Source organism: Streptomyces sp. x-19, assembly GCF_046549115.1.
GTDB lineage: Bacteria > Actinomycetota > Actinomycetes > Streptomycetales > Streptomycetaceae > Streptomyces > Streptomyces albulus_C.
In genome coordinates this window covers 1-1,276 of sequence record NZ_JAJPWK010000096.1, presented here as the reverse complement: position 1 = coordinate 1,276, position 1,276 = coordinate 1, and the positions used below count along the sequence as shown (strand labels likewise).

The 1,276-nt window shown below is 66.1% G+C and carries 1 protein-coding gene; it reads left to right on the top strand.

Annotation, left to right across the window (positions count from 1 at the left end):
* On the top strand, positions 1–1,276 hold a 1,276-nt coding region (locus ACLJT4_RS42395; RefSeq protein WP_411130505.1), incomplete at both ends, for a non-ribosomal peptide synthetase.

Genomic DNA, 1,276 nt, shown 5'->3' with positions numbered 1-1,276 from the left:
CGTGTTTCCGCAGAGTCCCGCCTATGTCTTCTACACCTCCGGTTCCACCGGTCGTCCCAAGGGAGTTGTGCTTCCGCATGAAGGCTTCCTGCGCGTCGTACGGGACCCGAATTTCTCTATCACGCCTGCTGATGTTGTCTCGCAGCTGAGCACGTTGTCGTTCGACGCGGGTGCGTTGGAGGTGTGGAACGCGCTGTTGAACGGTGCGGTGCTGGCGGTGTCCGTGGAGCGGATGCTGTCGGTGGACGAACTGGGCGTTTTTGTGCGTGCTCATGGTGTGAGTGTGCTGTGGCTGACCGCGGGTCTGTTCCACGAGGTCGTGGACGCGGACGTTCGTGTCTTCGACGGTGTCCGTGTTGTGATGTCGGGTGGTGACGCGCTGTCGCCGCGGCACTGCCGCATGGTCCTGGGCGAGGTCCCGGGTGTCCGGCTGGTCAACGCCTATGGTCCGACTGAGGTGTCGATCACTGCCTCGTCCCATGTGATCGACGGCCCGGTGCTGCTGGGTGGCCCGGTTCCTGACACTCGGCTGTGGGTGCTCGACAGTCACCTGAAGCCGGTGGTGGCCGGTGCCGAGGGTGAGTTGTATGTGTCGGGTGTTGGTCTGGCGCATGGGTATGGCGGTCGTGCGGGTTTGACGGCGGGGCGTTTTGTGGCGGCGCCGGATGGTTCCGGTGAGCGGATGTACCGCACGGGTGATGTGGTGCGGTGGGCGTCGGGCGGTGTGCTGGAGTTCGTTGGGCGTGCCGATGACCAGGTGAAGGTCCGTGGTTTCCGGGTGGAGTTGGGTGAGGTCGAGGAGGCGCTGGCTGCGCACCCGGCCGTCTCGCAGGCCGTCGCTGTCGTGTGTACGGACGCGCGGGGTATCAAGCGGCTTGTCGCCTACGCGGTCGGCAGCGAATTGGAGCCGCGGCGGCTGGCCGACTTCCTCGGCAACTCCCTGCCCGCGTACATGGTTCCCACGGCCTTCGTCGTCATGGACGTGTTGCCGTTGACGGCGAATGGGAAGGTGGACCGGCGGGCGCTGCCGGAGCCGGATCTGTCGCGGCTGAGCGATGTGGAGTATGTCGCGCCGCGCACCTCGGCGGAGGAGGCCGTTGTCGCGGCTTTCGTCGAGGTGCTGGGTGTGGAGCGGGTCGGTGTGCGTGATGACTTCTTCCGGATGGGTGGTGATTCCATCCGTGCGGTGCAGGCGGTGTCGCGTCTGCGTCGTGCGCGGCTGGAGATCACTGTCCGGGAGCTGTTCGACCACCCCACCGCCGAAACCCTCGCCGCC